We start from the raw sequence: 16,788 nt of genomic DNA, 5'->3' as shown, positions 1-16,788 counted from the left end.
GCCCTCAGCAAAACCTTACACTCAAGCAAACGTATCCACTTTACCGCGTGCCAGTGTGCGCGGGGCGCGCGGCGTGGCGGGGGTGGCCGGCGTGGCCGGGTCGTTGCCGAAGCCCATGGCCTGGCCGAAGCTGCCGTTGCTGGCCTGGCGTTGCTGCTGTTGTTGCTGGCCGCCCGAGTTGGCCTGGGCGAAGCTGTCCGCGCCCACCGACGTCTGGCCAAGCTGGATGCCGGCTTCGGCCATCGACGTGCGCAGGTGCGGCAGCGCGGCTTCCACGGCGGCGCGTACGGCCTGGTGCGGCGATACGAACTGGGCCTGGGCCTGATCGTTCACCACGTTCAGCACCACCTTCAGCGGTCCCAGGTTGGGCGGGTTCAGGTCGAGCTCGGCAGTCTGGTTGCCTTGCGTCGACATGCGCACCATCTGCTGGCCCAGCGCTTGCGACCACTGGCTGTCGTTCAGGTTCGGCGTGATGACCGGGCGTGCTGCCGCAGCGGCGGCGCTGGCCTGGGCGGTATGGGCCGGTGCTTGCGCTGCCAGTGCCGATGCGATGGTGGCGGCGCTGCTCGAATTGGTGGCGCCGGTGTCCGCGGCCTCGCCGGTGCGTGCGCTGGCCTGAGCGGCAGCGTACGGCGTGGCGGGTGCCGTGGTGTTGGCGGCGGCTTGCGTGCTGTCGGCGGCCAGCGGGGCCTGCTTGCTCGACTGGCCCAGGTTGGCGTGCTGCTGGCCGGCGCCCTGGCCGCGTGCATCCTGTGCAGCGGTCTGGGCCGGCGTGGTCACGGCGGCGGCGATCTTGTCGGCGGTGGTCGGTGCGGTGTTCTGCAGCGCGGCGCGTTGCTGGGCGATCAGGGCCAGGGTGTCGGTCGGGCTCGGCGTGGTGCCCTTGGCGGCCGTGTCCACGGTCGTGGCCGGCAGCTGTGCATCGACCTGTGCCTGCAGTGCGGCAGCATCGGCAGCGGGATCCGCCTTCGTGGCGGCAGCCGTTGCGGCGTTGGCTGCTGCCGTGGCGGCGGCAGCGGCGGCCTGTGCCGCGCCCTGCGCGGGCAGCGTCGGCAGCGCGTTGATGGCGGCGGTGTCTGCGCCCGTTGCGGCAGCAGCAGCGGGTTGCTGGGGCAGGGGCTGGATCAGCAGCGCGGCGGCGGCCAGTGCTGCGGCGGCTGCTGCGGCGTCGCTCGATGCCGTGTCTTCAGTCTCGCCATCCTTGGCGTCGTCGGTCTTCGCATCGGTCTTGCCGGCAACCTTGCCGGAGTCCTTCTGCGGCAGCGCATTGTTGGCGGCCGGCTGTTGCGGCTTCTGCGCGGCGCTCTCCTTCGATGCATCGGCCTGCTTGCTGTCCTTCGCGGGCACCTTCACCTGCGGTGCGGCCGGCGTGGCGGGCTTGCCGTCCTGGCGTGCACGCGTCAGCGCGTCCTGGAACACGTTGCCGTCCTTGCTGGCGTCCGGCAGTTTGGGAGAGCTGAGGGCTGCGGCGGCGTTGCCGACGATCTGGCTGATATCGATCATTGTGGGTTCGGGCAGGTCAGTTATGGCCGCTCGCCGGCTGACGGGCGATTCGGGCGGCGTATTCGTCGTTGGCGCGCTGTTCGCGGCGCGTGGCAATCTGCTGCTCGCGCACTTCGGCGCGTGTAATCAGTGTGTCGAACGAGTTCTGGCGGCGCTTTTCCTGTTGCCAGTGCGTGCGTCCGGCCAGCAGGTCGGCTTCGGCCTTCGCCAGCGTGGCAGTTTGCTGGCGGATGGCGTGGTCGAGCGAGTCCAGGAAGCGCGAGAAATCCTGCCAGCGGCTGGACGTCATGCCCTCGGCGGCGATGGCCTGCATGCGCTCACGGTATTCGTGGCGATACTCGGTAAGCGCGTGCAGCTGCTGCTCGGCCTGCGTGCGCAGCCCCTGCAGGCGGCCGAGTTCGCGCGCGGCCTTGTCGGTGTTGTCCTGGGCGATGTCTGCCAGCGTGTTCAGCGGCGAAGTCTTAGCCATGGTGCGTTGCTCCGATGGTCGCGTGCAGCTGGGCAATCGAGGCCTCGTAATCCGCGCGTTCGTGGATATCCTGCTGCAGGAAAGCCTCCATGCGCGGGTGTAGGCGAATCGCGAGGTCCAGCTCCGGATCGTTGCCGGGCACGTAGGCGCCCACGCTGATCAGGTCGCGATTGCGCTGGTAGCGCGACATCAACTGCTTGAAGCGCCGCACGGAGGCAAACTGCGGCGGTTCGATCAGTGCGGTCATGGCGCGGCTGATCGATGCTTCGACGTCGATGGCGGGATAGTGGCCCGCTTCGGCGAGACTTCGCGACAGCACGATGTGGCCGTCCAAAATGGCGCGGGCCGAATCGGCGATCGGGTCCTGCTGATCGTCGCCTTCGGTCAGTACCGTGTAAAACGCGGTGATGGAACCGCCGCCCTCGGGGCCGTTGCCGGTGCGCTCCACCAGCGTGGGCAGCTTGGCAAACACCGAAGGCGGATAGCCCTTGGTGGCCGGCGGTTCACCAATGGCCAGCGCGATTTCACGCTGGGCCATCGCATAACGGGTCAGCGAATCCATGATCAGCAGCACGTGCTGACCCTTGTCGCGGAAGTACTCGGCCAGGCGCGTGGCATAGGCGGCGCCCTGCATGCGCAGCAGCGGCGAGCAGTCGGCCGGTGCGGCTACCACCACGGACCGCTTGCGGCCTTCCTCGCCCAGGATGTTCTCGATGAATTCCTTCACTTCGCGGCCGCGCTCGCCGATCAGGCCCACCACGATCACGTCGGCGTTCGTGTAGCGAGCCATCATGCCCAGCAGCACCGACTTACCCACGCCGGAGCCCGCGAACAGGCCCATGCGCTGGCCGCGACCCACGGTCAGCATGCCGTTGATCGCGCGCACGCCGGTGTCGAGCACCGTTTCGATCGGAGCGCGCATCAGCGGGTTGATCTGGGCGCCCGACAGCGGCACCTCGCTGGCGGCCGAAATCGGGCCCAGTCCGTCCAGCGGACGGCCGGCAGCATCCAGCACGCGGCCCAGCAGGCCATCGCCCACGGGCAGGCGCTTGGAACCGGGCTCACGCGGTGCGCTTACACCCTTGGGCAGCGGCGACGGTTCCAGCGGATAGACGCGGGCGCCCGGCACCAGGCCGGCCACGTCCGATTGCGGCATCAAATACAGGCGGTCGGCGCCAAAGCCCACCACTTCGGCCTCGGCCGTGCGCGGGCCACCGTGCGCATGCTGTCCACCCGGCAGTTCGATCAGGCAGTCGCTGCCCACCGGCATGCGCAGGCCCACGGCCTCCAGCACCAGGCCGGCGGCGCGCGTCAGGCGGCCACAGGTACGCTTGCTGTCGATCTCGGCGATGCTCGTCGATGCCGATGCCAGCGCATCACGCCAGCGGCCGGTGTGGGCTGCTGCGGCTGCGGTGGCAGCTTCGGGCGCGGTGGCCTGGGGTTCATGCATGGGGGGGCTCCCACGGATCGTTGCGGCCCAGGGCCTTGATCACGCGTTCCCAGCGGGTAGCCAGGGTTCCGTCCAGTTCGCCGCTGGCCGCGCTGGCGATGCAGCCGCCGCGTGCCACGGTGGCGTCGGCACGCACGGTCCAGCCGGCGGCTTCCAGTTCGCCGCGCAGGTGGTTTTCCACCAGCGCCACGTCTTCGGGGTTCAGCAGCAGGCAAGGCGCGCCAGACAGCGGCGGCTCTGCGTTGATCAGCTCGCGCGCGGCGGGGACCAGCGCGGCCGGATCGATTTCCATCGTCTTGCGCACCAGTTGGCGCGCCACGTCCAGCGCCAGCGAGATCAGTGCGTCGGCGATTTCCGTGTCGACACGGCCCAGCGCGTTCTGGAAGTTGCCGGCCAGTTCGTGCAGGCGGGCCGCTTCGTTGCGGGCCGATTCCAGACCACGCGCATAACCTTCGCGGTGACCGTCGCCGTAGCCCTGCGTCTGGCCCTGGTTGTAGCCCTGCGCATAGCCTTCCTTGCGGGCGCCTTCGCGCATCGCATCAAGCGCGGCGAAGTCGATGGGCGGCGGGGGCGGGGGCTCGACCGGCAGTTGCGCGGCCAGGGCCTTTCTCAGCGCGTCGCGCGGGTCCAGCGATTCCATCTGCCAGCGCTGCCACGGGTTGCCACCGGCGTGGCCCGGGGCGGGCCGCTCGAAGCTCTTGAAGCCTTCGTCGCTGGGGTGGACGTTCGTGAGGCCGCCACCTTGCGGCGCGCTGGGCGCGCCGAAGAAACCGGGGTCGCCGCGGCCCGGGCCGCGGCCAGCGGCAAAGCCGCGCTCAAACGTAGGCATCGTCTCCTCCGCCAATCTGGACTTCGCCGGCCTCGGCCAGGCGTCTCACCACCTGCAGGATGGCCTTCTGTTCGGCCTCGACCTGCGACACACGCACCGGACCCAGGGCTTCCAGGTCCTCGCGCAGCATTTCGCCGGCACGCGTCGACATGTTGCGGATGAACTTGTCGCGCAGTTCCTGTTGCGCGCCCTTGAGCGCGACGATGAGCGATTCGGTGGCGATTTCCTTGAGCACGCGCTGGATGCCGCGGTCGTCCACTTCCATCAGGTTCTCGAACAGGAACATCTCGTCGATGATCTTCTGCGCCAGGTCCGCGTCGTGCGTGCGCACGCCGTCGATGACTGCTTCCTCGTGGGCCGTGCTCATCAGGTTGATGATCTCGGCCGCCGTGCGGACACCGCCCATTCGGCTGCGCTTCAGGCTCTGGCCTGCCAGCAGCTTGGTCAGCACGTCGGTCAGCTCCTGCAGCGCGCCCGGCTGTACGCCGCCGAACGTGGCAATACGCAGCACCACGTCGTTGCGCAGGCGTTCCGTGAAGAAGCCCAGCACTTCCGACGACTTCTGGCGGTCCAGGTGGATAAGGATGGTGGCGATGATCTGCGGGTGCTCGTCCTTGATCAGCTCGGCCACCGACGTGGCTTCCATCCAGTTCAGCGAATCGATGCCGCCGCCCGGATCGCGGGATTCCAGGATGTCCTCGATCACCGACAGCGCGCGTTCCTCGCCCAGCGCCTTGTTCAGCACGCTCTTGATGAACGAGCTGGAGTCGACGTTCAGGGCCAGGTACTGCTCGGTCTCGCCGCGGAATTCGGCCAGCACCTCGGCCATTTCCTCGCGGGTCACGGCCGACAGGTTGGCCATGGCGGAGCCCAGCTGCTGCACTTCGCGCGGCGACAGGTGCTTGAACACCTCGGCGGCCGAATCCTCGCCCACCGCCATCATCAGGATGGCGCTCTTCTGCAGGCCCTTCTCCGGGGCCCCCTTGCTAGCGTTAGCCTTCGTCATTTGCCATCCAGGTCTTGATTACGCTGGCGACCAGGCGCGGGTCGCGTTGCGCGGCGTCACGCACCAGGGCGAGATCGCTTTCGTACTTAGCAGCCAGGCGCAGCACTTCCGGATTGGTTTCCTCTTCCGGCGGCGGCAGCACGGCATCGGCGGCGCTGGATTCCGAGGCCTCGATGGTCGCGGGTACCGGCGGCGCGGTGTACTTGCGCAGCACCGGACGCGCCACCTTGAACCACAGGAACACGGCCAGCAGCGCCAGCAGCACGTAGCCCACGCCAGTCTTGGCCAGGTCGATCATCTGCGGCTGCTTCCACAGCGGCACTTCGGGTTCCTTGTTGTTCTCGGCCGTGAACGGGCTGTTGACCACATTCAGCGAGTCGCCACGGTCAGCCGAGAAGCCCATGGCTTCCTTGGTCAGGTTTTCGATCTGGGCCAGTTCCTTGGCGGACAGCGCCTCGGTGATCGGCTTGCCCTTGGCGTCGACCTTGCTGCGGTAGTTCACCACCACGGCCACCGACAGGCGCTTCACGCCACCCGGTGCCTGCTGCACGTGGCGCACGGTGCGGTCGAGTTCGTAGTTGGTGGTGGCGTCGCGGCGGCTGTTGCTCGGGCCGGTCTTCTCGGCGGTCTGCGTGGCCTGGTTGGCCTGGGCCGGCGGGTTCGGCTGGCCGGGCTGGCGCGGCGGCTGCGGCGTGGTCACCGGGGCCACGGCGGCGGCCGGCGGCTGGTTGGACAGCGCGCCGGGCACGCCACCCACCTGCGAACCGCCTTGCTGGTTCGATTCGCTGGTCTGCTGGCTGCGGATGGCGGCGCGGGTGGGGTCCTGGTTCGGCTTGAAGCTCTCGTCGGTGTGTTCCACCGACGCGAAGTCGACATCGGCCGTGACCTGGGCGTGGACGTTGTCCTTGCCGAGGATCGGGGCCAGGATCGATTCCACGCGCTTGACGTAGCTCTGTTCCACCTGCTGCACGTACTTGAGCTGGGTGGCGTCCATCGAACGGTCGCTGCTGCCAGACAGCAGGTTGCCGTGCTGGTCGACGATCGAGATCGACTTCGGGGTCAGTTCCGGCACGCTCGACGACACCAGGTGCGTGATCGCGGCCACCTGACCTTCATCGACCGCACGGCCCGGGTAGAGCTGCAGCACCACCGAAGCGGTGGGCTTCTGGCGTTCGCGCACGAACAGCGTGGGCTTGGGGATGGCCAGGTGCACGCGGGCCGACTGCACGGCACCGATCGATTCGATCGAGCGGGCCAGCTCGCCTTCCAGGCCGCGCTGGTAGTTCACCTGCTCGGCAAACTGGCTGATACCGAACTTCTGGTTGTCCATCAGTTCCATGCCCGTCGTACCGCTCTTGGGCAGGCCCTGGCTGGCCAGGCGCAGACGCGTCTCGGCCACCTTGTCGGACGGCACCATCACCGCACCGCCGCCTTCGGCGAACTTGTACGGCACGTTCATCTGCTGCAGCGACTGGATCACTGCACCGCCGTCGCGCTCGGACAGGTTGGTGTACAGCACCTTGTAGTCGGGCTGGCGCGACCACATGACGCCCACGGCGATGGCCGCGACCAGCGCGGCACCGCCCAGCATCATGGGCAGGCGCGGGTTGCCCTTGAGGCGCTCGACCAGCGCCGCGCCGTTGGGCAGGGTGGCGGTCGCGTTCATGCGCGCGTCTCCGGCTTGGCCGGGCATACCCTGCCCTTACCACTCTGGCCTTCGCTGCCGTTATTCATCTCGGCACGGCTCACTTTACGCTGCTGAAAAAACACGCGCACTCCCCGCGATAGTTGATCTTCCGTGGATTCGGGCGGCAAGACGAAAACACGTCGATCCGCCAGATCCGGCACGGTAGCGATGATCGGTCAGACGGCCGATGACCAATTGGCTGAATAGGCCGGGTTTTCCCACCGATTTCATCCTTTGGGAGGAGAGGGGCCGCCAGTACAGTGCGAGGGCTGAAACAGGATGGTGAGTGGTGTTTTCGTCACGCGCGTCCTGGATCGACCCTATCCAACCTGTACGAGCCATGACCATTTCCTCTATCGAAGGCATGCTCCAGCAACTGCGCGGCCTGGCGCAGGTGGCTGGCGGCGGCAACGCCTCACAGACGGCCGCGGCCGCATCCACCGGCTTTGGCGGCGAACTGCAGCGATCGCTGCAGCGCCTGAACGCCACCCAGGAACGCGCCTATGGCCAGGCCGAGGCGTTTGAAGTGGGCAAGCCCGGTGTGTCGCTGAACGACGTGATGATCGACATGCAGAAGGCCAACATTTCCTTCCAGACCACGGTGCAGGTGCGTAACCGCCTGGCGGCGGCGTACCAGGAAATGATGAACATGCCGGTTTAAGCCGGGCAGACCTGCCCGGCAGACTTGCCGGGCAACCCAGCTCAGAAGACAAGGAGGCGCATGGCCGAACAGACCATGACGATCGACGACGCCATGCAGTTGGCGGTGAATGCCCTGATGCAGGGCAACCGAAGCCAGGCGGCGGACGTGGCGCGCCAGATCCTGGCGGTGCGTCCCGAGCATCGTGGCGCCACGCACCTGCAGTGGACCGTTGGCCATAACGTCCAGGGCCTGCAGTTCACCGCCGTGCACCTGCACCAGCCCACCCAGTACAGCATTGGCGACTACAGCTACGGCGTGCCGTCGGTCTTCCCGCACAACCAGCCCGGCGAATACGCGCGGCTGGCCATCGGCAACTACTGCACGATCGGGCATGACGTGAAGGTCATCCTGGGCAGCTATCACCGCCACGACTGGCACACGATCTATCCGTTCACCGCGCCGCACTTCGGCACGCTGTTCAAGACCGTGCCGGTGCCGGACTTTTCGTCCACGCGCGGCGGCGTGACCATCGGCAACGACGTCTGGATCGGCGCGCATTCGACCATCCTGTCTGGCGTCACGATTGGCGATGGCGCCGTGATCGGCGCGGGCGCGGTGGTGTCGCGCGACGTGGGCCCCTACGAGGTCTGGGCCGGCAATCCGGCCACCTTCATCCGTCGCCGCTTCGACGAGGCCACCAGTGCGCACCTGCAGGCGCTGCGGTGGTGGGACTGGCCCAAGGCCGACGTGGAAGCCAACATCCGCTGGATCATGAACGGCGAGACGCCGGCGCTGGGCAAGCTCGACGAGGCCAAGGCGACGATGATCCACCGCATGCGGTCGCAGACCAAGGGCGAGCGCATCATCGCGGGCGCCACCGGCGTGGTGCGCCTGCGCGTGCCGCAGACCTGGAAGCCCGACGCGCCCACGTGGCTGGTGTTGCATGGATCGCTGGGCAATATCGAGACCGTGGCCGACTTTGCCGGCGTGGCATCGCACGTGAACCTGGTGTTCGCCGACCTGCCCGGTTCGGGCAAGAGCTGGCGGCCGGCCGAGTATTCGGCCGAAGGCTTCGCCCGCGAACTGCTGCCGGCGATTGCGCGCGAGATTCAGGGCGACTACCAGGTGGTGGGCGTCAGCTTTGGCGGCGCCGTAGGACTGGCACTGGCGCGCGAGGACGAACGCTGCAAGGGCGTGTTGCTGCTGGACACGCCGTTCTCGGCGCAGAAGCTCTGGCACAACCACGCGTTCCTGCGCAGCGTGCTGGCGTCGTCGCCGGACAATCTTCACGCGCGGCAGTTCGCGTGGGACATCTACGGCGTGACCGAAACCGTGATCGCCGAGCGCACGTTCTGGCATCTGCTCGATGGCCTGCAGACGCCGGTGCACACGCTGACGGGCGACGTGTCGATGCATCCGCAACGCCGCACCGACAAGGTGGCCTGCTGCCTGGACAAGGACGACCTGGACGAACTGCGCGCACGCGGCATCGCCGTGACGCAGGTACGCGGCGGCCACGACCTGATTCATGACAATCCGCAGGCCGTGGTGGCCGAGATGGATGCCATGGCGCAGACGGCTGACAAAAAGGCCGCTTAAGTACGACCGAACAATGCTGCGGCCGCTAGAGCCGCGCAGATATAACCAATAGAGCTTGGGAATGAACAAGGAAACACTACGCGCGAAGATCGCAGGGCTGGTCGACGAATACGCGGCACTGGTCCAGAGCGAAACCCAGGGATTCCGGCCTGGTGAAACCGTGATCCCGCCGTCTGGCAAGGTGGTGGGCGCGCCTGAGATGAAGGCCATGGTCGAGGCTTCGCTCGACGCCTGGCTGACCACGGGCCGCTTCAATGACGCCTTCGAACAGCGGCTGGGCAAGCTGCTGGGCGTGAAGCACGTGCTGACCGTGAACTCGGGTTCGTCGGCGAATCTGGTGGCATTTGCCACGCTGACGTCGCCGCGCCTGGGCGACCGCGCCATCCAGCCCGGTGACGAAGTCATCGGCGTGGCCGCGGGCTTCCCGACCACCGTCAACCCGATCCTGCAGTGCGGCGCGGTACCCGTCTTCGTCGACGTGGAACTGGGCACGTACAACATCGATGCCAGCCGCATCGAGGCCGCGATCACGCCGCGCACCAAGGCCATCATGCTGGCCCACACGCTCGGCAACCCGTTCAACCTCGAAGTGGTGACGGCGCTGTGCCGCAAGTACAACCTGTGGCTCGTGGAAGACTGCTGCGACGCGCTGGGCGCCACCTACAACGGCCAGCTCGTCGGCACGTTCGGCGACATCGCCACGCTGAGCTTCTACCCGGCCCACCACATCACGATGGGCGAGGGCGGCGCGGTGTTCACGAACAACCACGCGCTGAAGACCATTGCCGAGTCGTTCCGCGACTGGGGCCGTGATTGCTACTGCCCGCCGGGCAAGGACAACACGTGCAATCGCCGCTTCTGCTGGAAGCTCGGCAACCTGCCCGAAGGCTACGACCACAAGTACACGTATTCGCACCTGGGCTACAACCTCAAGATCACCGACATGCAGGCCGCATGCGGGCTGGCCCAGATCGACCGCGCCGAAGGCTTCATCGCCGCGCGCCGGAGCAACTTCGCCTTCCTGCGTGAGCGCCTGGCCGCCTGCAGCGACATGCTGATCCTGCCGCACGCCACGCCGAATTCCGATCCGTCGTGGTTCGGGTTCCCGGTCACGCTGCGCCCCGAGGCCAATGTGCGCCGTACCGACGTGGTCACGTACCTGGAGCAGCACCGCATCGGCACGCGCCTGCTGTTCGCCGGCAACCTGACGCGCCAGCCGTACATGATGGGCCGCAACTACCGCGTGGTGGGCGACCTGACCAACTCGGACATCGTGATGAACGACACGTTCTGGCTGGGCATCTACCCGGGCTTGTCGGAGTCGATGCTCGACTTCGTCGGCGAGAAGCTCGAACAGTTCTTCGGCATCGGGTTCTGATCATGCGTGCCGAGCCGCTTGCGCTGCCGGGCTGCTTCCTGCTGCATGGAGCGCGCATCGGCGACAGCCGAGGCGACTTCATGAAGCTCTTTCATGCGCCCACGCTGGCCGCGCAAGGGCTGGAGACGGACTTCGCGGAGTCCTATGTCTCCACCTCGCATGCCGGCGTGATCCGTGGCATGCACTTCCAGCGCCCGCCGCACGATCACGCCAAGATCGTGAGTTGCCTGACGGGCCGCGCGCGCGACGGCCTGGTGGACTTGCGGCGCGGCTCGCCGACGTTTGGCCAGGGCATCAGCCTGATGCTCAGCGCCGATGCGCCGGCCATGCTGTACATCCCGCGCGGCATCGCCCACGGCTTTGCCGCGCACGTCGACGACACGCGCCTCTGGTACCTGGTGTCGTCGGTGCACGCGCCCGAAGCGGATGCCGGGGTGCATGTCGACAGCGTCGGCATCGACTGGTTCGACGGCGCGCCGCATGTGACTGGCGCCCCGGTGCTGTCGCCGCGCGACACGCAGCATCCCGCGCTGGCCACCTATCTGGCGCAGACCGATTTCTCCTGATCCACAGACCATGCAGACAGTGTTGCTGACCGGTGCATCGGGCTACGCGGGCGGCGCGATCCGCGGCGGCCTGCGTGCGCGCGGCTGGAAGGTGCTCACGGCGGGCCGCCGGCCAACTGACGACGTGCGGTTCGACCTGCTGCATCCCGAAAGCCTGGCCGCGTTGCCTGCCGGCATCGACGCCTGCGTGCACGCGGCCGCCGCCAACGAGATCCTGTGCCGCCAGGACCCGCTCGCCGCATACACGGCCAACGTCACCGCCACACGTGCGTTGGCCGGCCGCCTGCGCGAGGCGGGCGTGAAACACGTGGTCTACCTGTCCACGTTCCACGTGTTCGGCAAGCCGGCCGGCCGGCTCGATGAAGCCGCCGTGCCGGTGCCTGCCAACGACTATGGGTTGACCCACCTGCTGGCCGAGCAGTTGCTGGCCGCGCAGGACTTTCGCACCACGATCCTGCGGCCTGCCAATCTGTTCGGCACGCCGGCCGACTGGTCGACCTTCGACCGCTGGACGCTGGCGCCTTTTGATTTCACACGCCAGGCCGTGGGCGAGGGCGCGCTGCGCCTGCTGTCAGATGGCTCGCCGGTGCGCTGCTATGTCTCGCTGGACCGGTTGGTGGTGGCGGTGGTGCAGGGCCTGGACCTGGCACTGCCGGGCCTGACGCACGTGTCGGGCCAGCCGTGGCGCATGGATGCGCTGGCCACGCTGTGTGCCGGCGTGGTGGCCGCTGCGGGTGGTGGTGAGGTGCCGGTATCGCTTGGCACCAATCGTCCGCAGGAAGCCGCCTACACGTTCGGTTCGGCGCATTGGAACGATGAAGCCGATACTGATGGGACGCGCATGACCGTCTTCGTACGCGATGTGGCCACCCGACTGCTGAAGGAACGTTCGCGATGAACAGAATCTCAACGCTGGCGAAGATCTCGCCGCTGGCCGACATCGAGCGTTCGGTGCGCGGCAACCATGTGTCGGTGGGCGACGACGTCACCATCGACAGCTTCGTGAAAATCAAGTTCGCGGGCGGCGACGGCAACGTGGAAATCGGTCCGCGCTGCTACCTGAACTCGGGCGTGGTGATCTACTCCGGCAACGGCGTGCGCATGGGCACTGGCGTGCTGATCGCGGCCAATACCACGCTGGCGTCGACCAACCACGAGTATCGCGACCGCAACCGGACGATCATCGAGCAGCGCTTCATGCCGTCGCGTGGCGGCATCGTGATTGGCGACGACTGCTGGATTGGCGCGAACTGCGTGCTGCTGGATGGCACCACGCTGGGCAAGGGCTGCGTGGTCGGCGCGGGCGCCGTGATCAAGGGCGAGTGGCCGGATTACGCAGTGATTGCTGGCAATCCGGCCCGGATCGTACGGTATCGCGAGTAAGGGTAGCCTGCCGATCAGGCTGCCGAGAACGCTTCGATCTGCGCTTCGGTGATGGCGCGGGCCTGGTCGGGATTGGCCTGCACCTGGCTGTACCACCGCGCCGTTTCCTGCAAGGCGCGGTCGAGCGTCCAGCGCGGCTGCCAGCCGAGCGTGCGCACGGCCTTCGACGAATCCAGATAGAGATAGCCGGCTTCATGCGGCGCCGCTGCGCGCATCGCGGCATCGAGTTCCCAACGCAGTTGCGGCCAGTGCCGCTGCAAGCCTTGCAGCACAGCCTGTACCGGCTGGTTGTCGGTGGCGGCCGGGCCGAAGTTGAAGGCATCGGCGTACGTGCGGCCATCGTCACCGAGCAGCTTGGTGCCCAACAGCAGGTAGCCGTGCAGTGACTCCAGCACGTGCTGCCACGGACGCGTTGCTTCCGGATGGCGGATACGCAGCGCCTGGCCCGCCGCTGCGGCACGCGCGGCGTCGGGAATCAACCGGTCGGCCGACCAGTCGCCGCCGCCGATGACATTGCCGGCACGCGCGCTGGCCAGGTGCTGGCCCGATGCCGCCAGGAACGAGCGGCGATAGCTGGACACCACCAGTTCCGCGCCGGCCTTGCTGGCGCTGTACGGATCGTGGCCACCCAGCGGATCGGTCTCGCGGTAGCCCCACAACCACTCACGGTTCTCGTAGCACTTGTCGGTGGTGATCACCACGGCAGCGCGCACCGAGGGATTGGCGCGCACCGCTTCGAGCACGTTGACTGTGCCCATCACGTTGGTCGACCACGTATCCACCGCCGTGCGATAGCTTTCGCGCACCAGTGGCTGGGCGGCCAGGTGGAACACGACCTCGGGCTCGGCCGTGCGCATGGCCTGCTGCAGTTGCGCCGTGTCGCGGATGTCGCCGATGTGGTGCGCGTGCAGCGTGCGTCCGACGCCGGCCAGCGTGAACAGGTTCGGCTCGGTGGCCGGTGCCAGCGCATAGCCGGTGACCTTGGCCCCGGCGCGCGCCAGCCACATCGACAGCCACGCGCCTTTGAAACCGGTATGGCCGGTCACGAACACGCGCCGGCCACGGTAGTGAGCAAGCGCTTCCATCACCAGACTTTCCAGGGCGCCTTGCCGGTTTGCCACAGTTGTTCGAGCTGGTTCTTCTCGCGCAGCGTGTCCATCGGCTGCCAGAAGCCCGAATGCTCGAAGGCCAGCAGGTGGCCGTCACGCGCCAGTTGCCCCATCGGTTCCTGTTCCCAGGCGATATGGTCGCCGGCGATCAGGTCGATGGCTTCGGGCTGCAGCACGAAGAAGCCGCCGTTGATCCAGCCGCCGTCGCCGCGCGGCTTCTCGGCAAAGCCGGTCACCATGTTCTCGTCGGTACGCTGCAGGGCGCCATAGCGGCCCGGCGGCTGCACGGCGGCCACGGTGGCCCAGCGGCCATGGCGGCGGTGGAATTCGATTTCCGCGCTGATGTTGATGTCGGACACGCCGTCGCCGTAGGTGAAGCAGAACGACTCGCCGGCCGGCAGGTAGTCGCGCACGCGGCGCAGGCGGCCGCCGGTTTGCGAGTCCTCACCTGTGTCCACCAGCGTGACGCGCCACGGCTCGGCCTTCTGGCAATGCACTTCCATGCGGTTGCCCGACATGTCGAACGTCACGTCGGACATGTGCAGGAAGTAGTTGGCGAAGTATTCCTTGATGACGTAGCCCTTGTAGCCCAGGCAGATCACGAACTCGTTCACGCCATGCGCCGAGTACATCTTCATGATGTGCCACAGGATCGGCTTGCCGCCGATCTCGATCATCGGCTTGGGACGCAGGTGCGACTCTTCGGAAATGCGGGTGCCAAGGCCACCGGCCAGGATCACGGCTTTCATGCGAGGGCCTCGCTGTCGGCGTTGATGCGGATGTTGACGTGCGTGTTGGCCGGTTCGTCAGCAACCACTTCCACCTTCATGCCCGCCACTTCAAAGGCGCTCGGCACCGGGCTGGCTTCGAGCGTGGCCAGGTCCAGGCCAAACTGCTCGCCCAGCAGGCCGGCGAGCGCGTCCTTTTCGAAGCCGTTGTCGCTCAGCCATGCTGCCAGCAGGCGATAGAGCGGCAGCGCGTACGGGCGCTGGCCAATGGCTTCGATCAGCAGGTCGATGGCTTCGGAGCGCGACGACATGTGGTACTTGTAGACGGCCAGGCCGTACGTGACCATCCAGTGGCGATACCAGGTGGAGCTCAGGTTCTCCAGCACGTTGTGGAGCTTGTCGAATTCGCCGGTCTCGATGTGAGCGGCCACGCTCAATGCCATGTCGGTGGCCGTGTACCACGTGCCGCCAAAGTACACGCCCTGCTCGCGCTCGGGCATGGCTTCCGGCAGGCCCTTGCGGGCGTGGCTCAGTGCGTAGGCTTGCTGCTCGAACCACGCGGCAAAGCGCGGCGCGTCGGTCATCGCGCTGCTTTCCACGCGCTGGCGCAGCGACAGGCGCAGTTCGTTGAGACGGCCGATATCGCTGGCCAGTTCGCTGGCCATGTTGACGTAGGCGGCGGCGTCCTCGCAGACCAGCGGCTCCAGGCCGCAGTCCTTGAGGAAGATCGCCGAGATACGCTGGTGGAACGCCTCGCCGGTCAGCGACACCACGGGCACGCCCATCCACAGCGCGTCGCACGTGGTGGTACCGCCCGTGTACGGCGTGGCATCGAGCGCGATGTCGATGCGGTTGTACATGACGTACTGGTTGTCGGCCACACGATTCAACAGTTCCACGCGATCGAGGTCGATGCCATGGGCCGTCAGGCGCGCTTCGAACATCTCGCGCACGCCCGACAGGGCCACGTTCTGGGATTCGATCAGCAGGCGGCTGTTCGGGCAGGCGTCCAGCACATCGGCCCACAGCTTCAGGGTCAGGTCGCTGAGCTTGGTCAGGCCGTTGCAGGAGCCGAACGTGATGAAGCCATTGCGCAGTGCCGGCGTGTCCTTGACGCGGTACTTGTCTTCATAGACCTGCAGCGGCGCGGTGACCAGCGGGTGGAACGCGCAGAACACCGGCGCGCGCAGCAGCTTTTCCGAATAGTGGCTTTCGGCGCCTTCCGGATCGCCCACCCAGTCCGAGATGCGATAGTCGATCGACGGCATGCCGGTGGTGCCCGGAAAACCCAGCCAGGTCATCTGCACCGGCGCCACGCGGTGCGACAACACCAGCAGCGGCGAATGGCCGGTGTAACCGCCCAGGTCGACCATCACGTCGATCTGCTCGCGGCGGATGCGCTGGACCGTGTCGAGCGTCGACAGGCGGCTGACGTCGATCATCGCCGTGGCGTACTGCTCCAGCTTCTCGGTCAGCTTGTCCTGCTTGCGGTTCATGCGGAACAGGAACACGTCGAAGAGGTTGCGGTCGATGTTCGCGATCAGCGGGATCAGGAAGTAGGCAACCGCGTGCCACGAAAGGTCGGCCGACAGGAAGCCGATGCGGATGCGCGGCGACGTGCTGCCCAGCGGGCCGCTGGCGGCCACCGTGTCGCGTGCGAGCATCGCGGCAAAGTCCTCGGCCTCGGCACGCAGCGTCTGCGCCGTGGTGTCTTCCGCGCTCAGCATGCCCAGCAGCACGTTCGAGCGGTTGGTCACCAGCGACGGATTGCCGTGGCGCGCCATGCGATAGGCCTGCAGGCCGCCGGCGGGGTCGCCATTGGCGCGCCGCTCGTTGCCCAGGTTGGAAAACGCGATGTAGTTGGTGGGATCGGCCTCGACCAGGCGCTGGTACAGGGCCTGCGCGGCGGGGCGCTCGTTCATCATGCTGTGGACACGTGCCATCGACAGCAGCAGGTTCGTGTCGTCGGGACGCACTTCCAGCGCGCGCTCTAGCAGCGGGCGCGCTTCGTCGGGATTGTCCTGGCGCACCAGCAGCATGCCGGTCAGCCCTTGCAGCGCGACGTCGCCGGGCCACTTGGCCAGACCGGCCTGGGCGATCTGCAGCGCCTCGGCATCGCGGTCGAGCAGCAGCAGCGAGTATCCCTTCAGGTATTCCACCTGCACAGGCGGCGCGCCGCGCCGTCCGGCCTGCTCGGCCGTGGCATGCGCTGCCGGATAGTTACCGACGCGGAACAGCGCCCACGCCTCTTCCAGTGCATGCGAACCGCTTCCCCTTGGCTGTTTCTTCATTGGCTTGTGTCTTTCGATGGACTGCTGACGCCCAGACGATCCGTATGGATGGTCTGGTCCCATGCCAACAAATTAACAAGCCGCCGCCAGATACGACGGCGCGAACACAGCGGAAAACAGGGGCTAATTCGCCCGGCAGGGCGCCGG

15 protein-coding genes are annotated in these 16,788 nt (G+C 67.2%); 6 read left to right on the top strand and 9 right to left on the bottom strand.

Going from position 1 to position 16,788, the window contains the following annotated elements; genetic code table 11:
* Positions 1-21: 21 nt before the first annotated feature.
* The 6 genes from MFF62_RS06845 to fliF are packed head-to-tail and all read right to left on the bottom strand — an operon-like array spanning position 22 to position 6,923.
* The gene (locus tag MFF62_RS06845) at positions 22-1,503 is read right to left on the bottom strand and encodes a flagellar hook-length control protein FliK (RefSeq protein WP_238261501.1); all 1,482 of its coding nucleotides are present in this window, start codon (positions 1,501-1,503) and stop codon (positions 22-24) included.
* A 16-nt stretch (positions 1,504-1,519) separates the two neighbouring features.
* On the bottom strand, positions 1,520-1,972 hold the full coding sequence (gene fliJ, locus MFF62_RS06840; RefSeq protein ID WP_238261499.1) for a flagellar export protein FliJ: 453 nt from the start codon (positions 1,970-1,972) through the stop codon (positions 1,520-1,522).
* A complete protein-coding gene (gene fliI, locus MFF62_RS06835; RefSeq protein ID WP_238261497.1) occupies positions 1,965-3,422 on the bottom strand; it encodes a flagellar protein export ATPase FliI in 1,458 nt (485 codons plus the stop codon). The genes fliJ and fliI overlap by 8 nt, the downstream gene beginning before the upstream one ends.
* Positions 3,415-4,251 (bottom strand): flagellar assembly protein FliH, encoded by an 837-nt coding sequence (gene fliH, locus MFF62_RS06830; protein WP_238261495.1) that lies wholly within the window; start codon positions 4,249-4,251, stop codon positions 3,415-3,417. Before fliH ends, fliI begins: the two co-directional genes overlap by 8 nt.
* On the bottom strand, positions 4,238-5,257 hold the full coding sequence (gene fliG / locus MFF62_RS06825; protein WP_238261493.1) for a flagellar motor switch protein FliG: 1,020 nt from the start codon (positions 5,255-5,257) through the stop codon (positions 4,238-4,240). Before fliG ends, fliH begins: the two co-directional genes overlap by 14 nt.
* Positions 5,244-6,923, bottom strand: a complete 1,680-nt coding sequence (gene fliF, locus MFF62_RS06820) for a flagellar basal-body MS-ring/collar protein FliF (protein WP_238261491.1) — start codon at positions 6,921-6,923, stop codon at positions 5,244-5,246. Before fliF ends, fliG begins: the two co-directional genes overlap by 14 nt.
* 361 nt (positions 6,924-7,284) lie before the next feature.
* Here fliF and fliE point away from each other — a divergent pair, with 361 nt between their 5' ends.
* The 6 genes from fliE (at position 7,285) to MFF62_RS06785 (ending at position 12,513) form a co-directional block, all read left to right on the top strand.
* The gene (gene fliE / locus MFF62_RS06815; RefSeq protein WP_238261489.1) at positions 7,285-7,605 is read left to right on the top strand and encodes a flagellar hook-basal body complex protein FliE; all 321 of its coding nucleotides are present in this window, start codon (positions 7,285-7,287) and stop codon (positions 7,603-7,605) included.
* 60 nt (positions 7,606-7,665) lie between these two features.
* Positions 7,666-9,186, top strand: coding sequence for an alpha/beta fold hydrolase (locus MFF62_RS30750; protein WP_283205318.1), 1,521 nt, complete (start codon positions 7,666-7,668; stop codon positions 9,184-9,186).
* A gap of 61 nt (positions 9,187-9,247) precedes the next feature.
* Positions 9,248-10,564, top strand: coding sequence for a lipopolysaccharide biosynthesis protein RfbH (gene rfbH, locus MFF62_RS06800; RefSeq protein WP_238261487.1), 1,317 nt, complete (start codon positions 9,248-9,250; stop codon positions 10,562-10,564).
* Between the two features lie 2 nt (positions 10,565-10,566).
* The gene (locus MFF62_RS06795) at positions 10,567-11,130 is read left to right on the top strand and encodes a dTDP-4-dehydrorhamnose 3,5-epimerase family protein (RefSeq protein ID WP_238261485.1); all 564 of its coding nucleotides are present in this window, start codon (positions 10,567-10,569) and stop codon (positions 11,128-11,130) included.
* A gap of 10 nt (positions 11,131-11,140) precedes the next feature.
* Entirely contained in the window at positions 11,141-12,028 is an 888-nt protein-coding gene (locus MFF62_RS06790) for an NAD-dependent epimerase/dehydratase family protein (RefSeq protein WP_238261484.1), read from the top strand.
* Positions 12,025-12,513: an acyltransferase gene (locus MFF62_RS06785; protein ID WP_238261482.1), complete on the top strand. Its 489-nt coding sequence runs from the start codon at positions 12,025-12,027 to the stop codon at positions 12,511-12,513. The genes MFF62_RS06790 and MFF62_RS06785 overlap by 4 nt, the downstream gene beginning before the upstream one ends.
* A gap of 14 nt (positions 12,514-12,527) precedes the next feature.
* On the opposite strand, the gene rfbG is transcribed toward MFF62_RS06785, so the two are convergent.
* The 3 genes from rfbG to MFF62_RS06770 are packed head-to-tail and all read right to left on the bottom strand — an operon-like array spanning position 12,528 to position 16,641.
* The gene (gene rfbG / locus MFF62_RS06780) at positions 12,528-13,598 is read right to left on the bottom strand and encodes a CDP-glucose 4,6-dehydratase (protein ID WP_238261481.1); all 1,071 of its coding nucleotides are present in this window, start codon (positions 13,596-13,598) and stop codon (positions 12,528-12,530) included.
* Positions 13,598-14,371 (bottom strand): glucose-1-phosphate cytidylyltransferase, encoded by a 774-nt coding sequence (gene rfbF / locus MFF62_RS06775; RefSeq protein ID WP_238261480.1) that lies wholly within the window; start codon positions 14,369-14,371, stop codon positions 13,598-13,600. Before rfbF ends, rfbG begins: the two co-directional genes overlap by 1 nt.
* Positions 14,368-16,641 (bottom strand): O-linked N-acetylglucosamine transferase, SPINDLY family protein, encoded by a 2,274-nt coding sequence (locus MFF62_RS06770; protein WP_238261478.1) that lies wholly within the window; start codon positions 16,639-16,641, stop codon positions 14,368-14,370. The genes rfbF and MFF62_RS06770 overlap by 4 nt, the downstream gene beginning before the upstream one ends.
* Between the last annotated feature and the right edge of the window lie 147 nt (positions 16,642-16,788).

Source organism: Cupriavidus pauculus, assembly GCF_022179805.1.
In the GTDB taxonomy this organism is placed as follows: domain Bacteria; phylum Pseudomonadota; class Gammaproteobacteria; order Burkholderiales; family Burkholderiaceae; genus Cupriavidus; species Cupriavidus pauculus_E.
The sequence above is the reverse complement of the archived record's forward strand: the minus strand, read 5'-3'. Positions and strand labels throughout refer to the sequence as shown.